9 protein-coding genes are annotated in these 8221 nt (G+C 70.1%); 8 read left to right on the top strand and 1 reads right to left on the bottom strand.

The genetic code is table 11. From position 1 onward, the window contains the following. The first annotated feature begins 74 nt into the window (after positions 1-74). The 3 genes from ACNFOC_RS46365 to mtnB are packed head-to-tail and all read left to right on the top strand — an operon-like array spanning position 75 to position 2010. The gene (locus ACNFOC_RS46365; RefSeq protein ID WP_416965019.1) at positions 75-674 is read left to right on the top strand and encodes a 1,2-dihydroxy-3-keto-5-methylthiopentene dioxygenase; all 600 of its coding nucleotides are present in this window, start codon (positions 75-77) and stop codon (positions 672-674) included. Further along, positions 671-1396, top strand: a complete 726-nt coding sequence (gene mtnC / locus ACNFOC_RS46360; protein WP_416965018.1) for an acireductone synthase — start codon at positions 671-673, stop codon at positions 1394-1396. The genes ACNFOC_RS46365 and mtnC overlap by 4 nt, the downstream gene beginning before the upstream one ends. After that, complete coding sequence (gene mtnB, locus ACNFOC_RS46355; protein ID WP_416965017.1) at positions 1393-2010, top strand: methylthioribulose 1-phosphate dehydratase; 618 nt, start codon at positions 1393-1395, stop codon at positions 2008-2010. The genes mtnC and mtnB overlap by 4 nt, the downstream gene beginning before the upstream one ends. Before the next feature lie 114 nt (positions 2011-2124). On the opposite strand, the gene mtnA is transcribed toward mtnB, so the two are convergent. Continuing rightward, positions 2125-3165 carry an S-methyl-5-thioribose-1-phosphate isomerase gene (gene mtnA, locus ACNFOC_RS46350; RefSeq protein WP_416965016.1) on the bottom strand — a complete coding sequence of 347 codons (1041 nt, stop codon included), beginning with the start codon at positions 3163-3165 and terminating at the stop codon, positions 2125-2127. 309 nt (positions 3166-3474) lie between these two features. Here mtnA and ACNFOC_RS46345 point away from each other — a divergent pair, with 309 nt between their 5' ends. The 5 genes from ACNFOC_RS46345 to ACNFOC_RS46325 form a co-directional block, all read left to right on the top strand. After that, positions 3475-4527, top strand: a complete 1053-nt coding sequence (locus tag ACNFOC_RS46345; protein ID WP_416965015.1) for a BMP family ABC transporter substrate-binding protein — start codon at positions 3475-3477, stop codon at positions 4525-4527. After that, positions 4508-6031: an ABC transporter ATP-binding protein gene (locus ACNFOC_RS46340; RefSeq protein ID WP_416965014.1), complete on the top strand. Its 1524-nt coding sequence runs from the start codon at positions 4508-4510 to the stop codon at positions 6029-6031. Before ACNFOC_RS46345 ends, ACNFOC_RS46340 begins: the two co-directional genes overlap by 20 nt. Before the next feature lies 1 nt (position 6032). Next, entirely contained in the window at positions 6033-7142 is a 1110-nt protein-coding gene (locus ACNFOC_RS46335; protein WP_416965013.1) for an ABC transporter permease, read from the top strand. Then, positions 7142-8014: an ABC transporter permease gene (locus ACNFOC_RS46330; RefSeq protein WP_416965012.1), complete on the top strand. Its 873-nt coding sequence runs from the start codon at positions 7142-7144 to the stop codon at positions 8012-8014. The genes ACNFOC_RS46335 and ACNFOC_RS46330 overlap by 1 nt, the downstream gene beginning before the upstream one ends. After that, positions 8011-8221, top strand: a 211-nt coding sequence (locus ACNFOC_RS46325) for a phosphorylase family protein (RefSeq protein WP_521986728.1), incomplete at its 3' end; no start/stop codon positions are given. The genes ACNFOC_RS46330 and ACNFOC_RS46325, both read left to right, overlap by 4 nt.

Below are 8221 nucleotides of genomic sequence, written 5' to 3'. Positions count from 1 at the left end.
GGCTTCCCCTCCCCCACCCGTCCGGTGCTCGTCCCAGCATCCGGACATCCCTCCCACTTTTCGGAGTTGTTCCCATGACGCTGCTCACCACCTGGTCCGAGTCCGGCCCGGAGACCCTCGTGCGCCGCACCTCCGACCCCGTCGAGATCGCCGCCGCGCTCGCCCCCATCGGCGTCCGCTACGAACAGTGGCCGATCCGCGAGGACGTCCCGGCCGACGCCGACAGCGACACCGTCTTCGCCGCGTACGGCCCGGAGATCGACAAACTGAACGCCGAAGAGGGCTTCACCACGGTCGACGTCCTCGGCCTGCACCCCAGCGACGACCCGGAGTACCCGGCGAAGGCCGCGGGCGCCCGCGCGAAGTTCCTCCAGGAGCACACGCACGACGACGATGACGAGGTCCGCTTCTTCGTCTCCGGCTCCGGCATCTTCTACCTGCACGTGAACGGCGAAGTGCACGCCGTCTACTGCGAGAAGGGCGACCTGCTGGGCGTGCCGCGCGGCACCACCCACTGGTTCGACATGGGCACCGCGCCCGCCTTCACCGCGATCCGCTTCTTCCACGAGGAGGACGGCTGGGTCGGCAACTTCACCGGCTCGACCATCGCCTCGCGCTTCCCCGACTACGACACGATCGACGCGGGCTACCAGCGGGACAAGGCCGCCGCGTGACCTTGCAGTTCACCGTGGACGCCGTGGTGCTCGACATCGAGGGCACCACGAGCGCCACGGGTTTCGTCGTCGACGTGCTCTACCCGTACTCGCGCTCGCGCTTCGCCGCGCTGCTCGCCGAGCGGAGCGACGATCCGGCGGTGACGCGGGCGGTCGCGCAGGTGCGCGAGCTGACCGGCGACCCGGACGCCGACGCCGTACAGATCGAGAAAGCCCTCAACACCTGGCTGGACGAGGACCGCAAGGCCACACCCCTCAAGACCCTCCAGGGCATCATCTGGTCCGAGGGCTTCGCCCGCGGCGACCTCGTCTCGCACTTCTACGACGACGTCGTACCGGCCCTGCGCGCCTGGCACACGGCGGGTCTGCGGCTGTACGTCTACTCGTCCGGCTCGGTGTCCGCGCAGCGCGCGTGGTTCACCTCGAGCCCGGAGGGCGACCTCCTGCCGCTGGTCTCCGGTCTCTACGACACGGAGAACGCCGGCCCCAAGCAGGAGCCGGAGTCGTACCGACGTATCGCGGACGCGACCGGCATCGCCCCGTCCCGGCTGCTCTTCCTCTCCGACCGGCCCGGCGAGCTGGACGCGGCCGTGTCCGCGGGCTGGCACGCGGTCGGTGTACGGCGGCCCGGGGAACCGTATTTCGAGCAAGGCGTCGGCGACCACGCGCAGGCGGGGGCGTTCGACGAGATCGGCATCACCAGTTCAAGGAGCACCACGTGAGCAGCGAGATCAGTGACCTCGACCTGAAGGAGGCGGGGGCTCAACTCGCCGCCGAATCCGCTCGGTTCGCCTCGTTCGGCTGGATGAGGGGGACCTCCGGGAACTTGTCCGTGGTGGTGGGCCGGGATCCGCTGCGGCTGGCGGTGACGGCAAGTGGGCACGACAAGGGTGAACTGACGGCGGACGATGTGGTGTTGGTGGACTCCGATGGTGCCGCCGTCCGGGGTGGTAAGCCGTCTGCCGAGGCCGAACTGCACGCTCGTGTCGCCGCGTTGACCGGTGCGGGGGCGGTCGTCCATGTGCATACCGTTGCGTCCGTTGCCATGGGGCGGCGTGCGCCGGGCGGGATCGTGTTCAAGGACGTCGAGATGCTCAAGGGTGTTGGGCAGCCTGCGCATGATGTCGAGGTGACGCTGCCTGTCATCGCCAACAGCCAGGATATGAAGGTGCTGGGCGATCGTTTGGAAGCGGCTCGGGATCTTCGGATGCCTGCGGTGGTTGTCGCCGGGCATGGGTTGTATGTGTGGGGTGCCGATGCGAGGCAGGCGCGGCATCACACTGAAGTGGTGGAGTGGTTGCTGGAGTTGGAGCTCAGCACTCCGCGGGGAGCGTAGTCGTCAGGCTGCCGGCCGGTGGGGGCTGGTCGCGCCCCGCGGCGGAGCCGCAAATCGACACAGCCCCGCGCCCCTAAAAGCAAAAAGCAGGGGCGCGGGGGCTCGCCAGCACTGCTACTTCAGGTGGTCGCCTGGGAGTTCACCCGCCGACACCTCCAACACACCCCGCTCCGTGACCAGTCCGGTGACCAGGCGGCCCGGGGTCACGTCGAAGGCCGGGTTGTGGCCGCGCGACTCCGCCGGAGCCGTCCGTACTCCCGACCACTCCAACACCTCGGCCTCGCCCCGGAGTTCGATGTGGATGTCGTCGCCGGTCTCGGTGGAGAGGTCGACGGTGGTCGTCGGGGCCGCCACCAGGAACGGGATGCCGGCGTCCGCGCAGGCCAGCGCGACACCCACCGTACCGACCTTGTTCGCGGTGTCGCCGTTGGCCGCGATGCGGTCCGCGCCGACGATGGCCGCGTCGACCTCGCCGCGCAGGATCGTGCCTGCGGCGGCGCCGTCGGCCTGGACGTAGTGCGGGATGCCTTCCTGGACCAACTCCCAGGCGGTGAGGCGTGATCCCTGGAGCAGGGGGCGCGTCTCGTCGGCGTAGACGACCTCCACCAGGCCACGCGCGTGCAGTTCGCGGATGACGCCGAGTGCCGTGCCCCAGCCGGCCGTGGCCAGCGCGCCCGTGTTGCAGTGCGTCAGAAGCCTCAACGGCCGCTCCACGCCCCCGCGTTGGAGCCTTTCGAGCAGCCAGTCCGCGCCGAAGGCGCCCATCGCGCGGTTGCCCGCGACGTCCTCGCGCTGGACGGCGGCGGCCTCTTCGAGGACCGCGGCGAGACCCTCGGCGAAACGCGTCATGACCCGGTCCACGCCCGCCATGAGGTTGACCGCGGTGGGCCGGGCCTCTCGGACACGGGCGACCGCCGCACGCACCTCGGCCTCGGTCCAGCCCTTCCGCTCGCCCTCGATGAGCGCGATCGCGACGCCGTACGCGCCGGCCGCTCCGATCGCGGGCGCGCCGCGCACCACGAGGCGCTGGATCGCGTCGACCAGAGTGTCCACATCGTGGACATCCACCGTCTCGTTGCGATGCGGGAGCAGGGTCTGGTCGATGAGCGCGAGGCCGCTGCCGGTCCAGTCGACGGCGCGCAATTCCTGGGACATAACGGGACACTCCTGCTGTTCCGATGGTGTCGGACACCGTACATGACCTGGAAGAACCACAGTTCGAGACAGTCGAGCGGGTGTCTCAAAACGAATGTTAAAGTCCAGCTCCCGCAGCCCGAAGGCCGAGACGAAGGAGGACGTGTGCTGCTCACCATGCGCCGTTTCCTCGATCACGGCCGCTGCGCGAGCGACTGCTGTCGACGCTGACCTGTCCCTCTCGCGTCCACCCCTCGTCTCCTCCCGTCTCACCATCTGGTCGCACGCGCTCCCGTCGGAGCGCGCCTTGCCGTACCCCGGAAGGTCCCCATGCTCCGCAGATCACGTCGTACGCTCCAGCTCGTCGCCGCCACCACGCTCATGGGCACCGCCGCCACCGCCTGCAACGCCGCCGCGAAGACCGACGCCTCGGACAGCGCGAGCGGCGGCAGCGGGAAGTCGTTCACTCTGGTCACGCCGGACGCGGTCGGGCAGAACGAGTTCCTGAAGCTCGCCGTCACCGGTGTGAAGGCCGCGGCGAAGACGCACGACGGGACCGAGAAGGTCTACGAGTCGACGGACACCGCGTCCCAGCAGCAGAACGTGCAGGCCGCCGTGGACGCGAGCCCGAGCGTGATCGTGCTGGTCGGTTTCGAGTTCGCGGACCTCGTGGCGCAGCAGGCCAAGGCGCACCCGAAGCAGCAGTTCCTGATGATCGACGCGTGCACGACGAAGACGTATCAGAACGTCACGTGCGCCGTGTTCCGTGAGCACGAGGGTGTCTATCTCGCGGGCGCCGAGGCCGGGTTGCTCAGCAAGAGCGGCAAGGTCGGCGCGGTGGACGTGCTCGACACTCCCCAGTTCCGGCGCTACAGCGACCCGTTCGCGGCCGGCGCCAAGAAGGTCGCCGCCAAGACGTCCGCGTCGACGCGCTTCGTCGGCGGCCAGTCCCCGTTCGACGACTCGGCGCGCGCCAAGGAGCAGGCCAACTCCCTTCTCTCCAAGGGCACCGACCAGATCATGGCGGCAGCGGCGGCCGGCAACTACGGCGTCTTCGAGGCCGCGAAGGCCAAGGGCGCGTTCGCGTACGGCGTCGACGTCAACCAGTGCGTCTCCTCCCCCGGCACTGTCGTCGACAACGTGATCAAGAAGACGGACGTCGCCGTGGAGAAGGGCGTCGAGCAGGTCCTCGCGGGCAAGACCGGCACCTCCGTGTCGTACGGCCTGAAGGAGGGCGGCATCAGCCTCACCGGTCTTGAGGCGGGCGTCGACTCGTCGAAGTGCGTGATCGCCCAGCACAAGGACGTCCTCGCGAAGGTGAAGGCGCTGCGCGACCAGATCGTCTCCGGAAAGCTCAAGGTCGATGACCCGGCCGCCAGTTGACCCAGCGGTCGAGCTCCGGGGAATCACCAAGCGGTTCCCCGGCACGCTCGCCAACGACGCCGTCGACCTGACCGTCCACCGCGGCGAGATCCACGCCCTCATGGGCGAGAACGGCGCCGGCAAGTCCACCCTCATGTCGATCCTCTACGGCATGGAGCGCGCCGACGCGGGCTCCATCCGGATCGACGGACGCGAGGTGACCTTCGGCGACCCGAGCGCCGCGATGGCCGCCGGGCTCGGCATGGTCCACCAGAGCTTCAAGCTGTTCGACTCGCTGACGGTCGCCGAGAACGTCGTCTACGCCGCCGAGCCGCGCCGTTTCGGCCTGGTGGACCGGGCCGCGGCCCGCCGCCGGGTGCGGGAGCTGGCCGAGGAGCACGGGCTCGCCGTCGATCCGGACGCCCGGGTCGGCGACCTGCCGGTGGGGCTGCGCCAGCGCGTGGAGATCCTCAAGCTGCTGCATCGCGGCGCCCGCACGCTGATCCTCGATGAGCCGACCGCCGTGCTCACACCGGCCGAGGCGGACGCCCTGTTCGCGGTCCTCAAGTCGCTGGCAGCGCAGGGTCGTACGGTGATCCTTGTCACCCACAAGCTGCGCGAGGTCCTCGAAGGCAGCGACAACGTGACCGTGCTCCGGGACGGCCAGGTGGTCGCCCGTCTGGTCACGGCGGACACCTCCGCCGACGAGATCGCGGCCGCGATGACCGGCCGCGCGGTCGAACTGGACCGCGTCCACGCGCCCGGCACCCCCACTGACGTGGTCCTGGACGTGACCGACCTCACCACGGACGCCGTCCACGGAGTGGGACTCACCGTCCACGCCGGGGAGATCGTCGGCATCGCGGGCGTCGCGGGCAACGGCCAGAGCGAGCTGATCGAGGCCCTGGCCGGGCTACGGCCGGTCGCCTCCGGTCGGGTCGCGCTCAAGGGCCGGGACATCACCCACGTCTCGGCCACCGAGCGCCGAGCGCAGGGCCTCGCCTACGTCCCCGAGGACCGGCACGCGGTCGGTACGGCACCGGCGGCGTCCGTCGCGGACAACCTCGCGATGGGCCACCACCGAACGTCCTTGTCCACCAAGGGACTTCTGCCGCCCGCGGCCGTACGCGCCCACGCCGGTCGGCTGATCGAGCGCTTCGGCATCAAGGCGGCCACCCCCGAGGTGCCCGCCTCCGCGCTGTCCGGCGGCAATCTCCAGAAGCTGCTGATCGGCCGCGAACTCGCCCACGAGGCACCACTGTTGCTCGTCGAACAGCCCACGCGCGGGGTGGACATCGGCGCCATCCAGAACATCCACGACCAGATCGTCGCCTACCGCGACGCCGGTCACGCCGTCCTCCTCGTCTCCGCCGAACTGAGCGAGATCCGGGGCCTCGCGGACCGGGTCCTGGTCATGTACGAGGGCCGGGTCACGGCGACGTACACGAAGGACGAGGCGGACGAACGGGCACTGGGACTCGCCATGGCGGGCGGAGCCGTAGCGCCGACGGAGGCCGTCGACTGACATGACGCACACTCATATACCGCGCATATCAGGGGTGTTGCGCTCCCCCATCACCTTCTCCGTGCTCGCGGGCCTGGTCATCGGCGCCCTGTTCCTCGTCGGCACCGGCGCGGACCCGTTCACGGCGTACGGCGCGGTCCTCACCGGCTCGCTCGGCGCGGACGGCATCGGTTCCACGCTGAGCACCGGCACCAGCGTGCTCGGCATGGCGCTCGCGCTGGCGATCCCGCTGCGGGCCGGGCTGATCAACCTCGGCGGCGACGGACAGATGGTCCTCGGCGGCATCACGGCGGCCGTGACCGGTCTGTACTCGCCGCTGCCCGCACCGCTCACCGTCGCCCTGGCGCTGCTCGCGGGCATGGCGGCGGGCGCCGTGTACGCCGCGCTGGCCGCCCTGTGCGAGAACCGTCTCGGCGTTCCGCTCCTGGTCAGCAGCCTGCTGCTGAGCTACCCGGCGGTCTCCCTCGCCTCCTACCTGGCGCGCTACCCGCTCAAGGAACCCGGCTCCAGCCTCCCCCAGACCTGGGCGATGCCGGACGGCGTGGCGCTGCCAGCGTTCGGCGACTCGACGGTGACGGTGGGCCTGCTCCTCGTCGTCCTCGCGGCGGCCGCCTACTGGTTCACCGACAAGCGCACGGCCTTCGGCTACGAGATCCGCATGACCGGCCTCAACTCCCGCTTCGCCGCCTACGCGGGCGTCGAACGCCGGGGCCTGACCCTCAAGTTGATGTCCGTCTCCGGCGCGCTGGCCGGACTCGTGGGCGCCATCGGGGTGTTGAGCTTCCCGTACCGCTTCGTCGACGGCTCGCTCACCGCACCCGGCTACACCTGGACGGGACTTACGGCGGCCCTGTTGGCAGCCGCCGCACCGCTCGGCACGGTAGTCGCCTCCTTCTTCTTCGCCGTCCTCGCGGTCGGCGGGTTGGCAATGGAGCGTACGACCGAGGTGCCGCGCGAGCTGACACAGGTGCTCCAGGCCATCGTGATCGTGTTCCTGGCGGCCCGACTGCGCTTCCCCAGTGGGTGGTTCAGGAGACGTGCTCAGGAAGACCCGCACGAAAGCTCTCGGGGAGCCTCTCCGGAAAAGTCTCAGGAAATCGGGGCCGCCTGATGTTCTTCGACTCCGATCTGCTGATGTCGGCACTGCGCGCGCTGACCCCGATCCTGCTGGCCGCCCTCGGCGGTGCCATCTGCGAGCGTGCGGGCGTCTTCAACATCGGCCTCGAAGGCATGATGCTGATGGGCTGCTTCACGTCGGTGGCCACGAGCTGGTTCACGGGCAGTGCCTGGCTCGGCGTCCTGGCGGCGGCGCTCGCGGCGGCCGCGTATTCGTTGATCCTCGCCGTGGGTGCGGTAACTCTGCGCGGAGACGCGGTAGTTCTCGGAATCGCCATGAATCTCCTGGCAGTTGGCCTGACCAGCTTCCTGCTGCGTACGGTCTTCGGTGTGCAGGGCACTTTCGACGATCCGTCACTCGCCGGGCTGCCGTTGATCGGTGGCTTCACCCCGCTCGCGTATCTGGCGTTCGTCGCGGTCGCGGTGGCCGCTGTGATGCTGTCCCGGAGTGTGTGGGGGCTGCGGCTGCGCGGGGTGGGCGAGGCACCGGACGCGGCGGCGACGCTCGGGGTGAGCCCGGCGAAGTACAAGTACGCGGCCGTACTGATCTCGGGCGTCCTGTGCGGGCTCGCGGGAGCCCAACTCGCGCTCGGCAACGTCACGTTGTTCTCCGAGAACATGACGGCGGGCCGGGGCTGGATCGCCGTCGTCGCGGTCATGCTGGGCCGCGCGGCGCCCGTCGGCGTGCTGCTCGCCGCGCTGCTCTTCGGTCTCGCCGAGGCCGCCGGCTTCCGCCTCCAGGGCGTCGGCCTGCCCCAACAGGCCACGGATGCCGCGCCGTACGTCGTGACGCTCGTCGCCCTCTTCCTCTCGACGGCCCGCCGCCGTCGCCGTACCGTCAACTCCCCTTCCGGAGCCACCACATGACGCAGGACCTGTTGCCCATCACGCGCATACCGCGCACCGGACTTCCCGCGCACGCGGTCGTCGTCGGCGACCCGGCGCGCGCCGCCGCCGTCGCCGCGCTGCTTGACGGTGCCGAGGAGGTGTCCTACCACCGCGAATACCGTGTGTTCAGCGGGAGTTGGAAGGGTCTGCCGGTGACCGTCGCATCGCACGGGGTGGGCGGGCCGG

The organism is Streptomyces colwelliae (assembly GCF_048158785.1).
Classification (GTDB): domain Bacteria; phylum Actinomycetota; class Actinomycetes; order Streptomycetales; family Streptomycetaceae; genus Streptomyces.
Note: the sequence above shows the minus strand (reverse complement) of the source record. Positions and strands in the feature narration are given on the sequence as shown.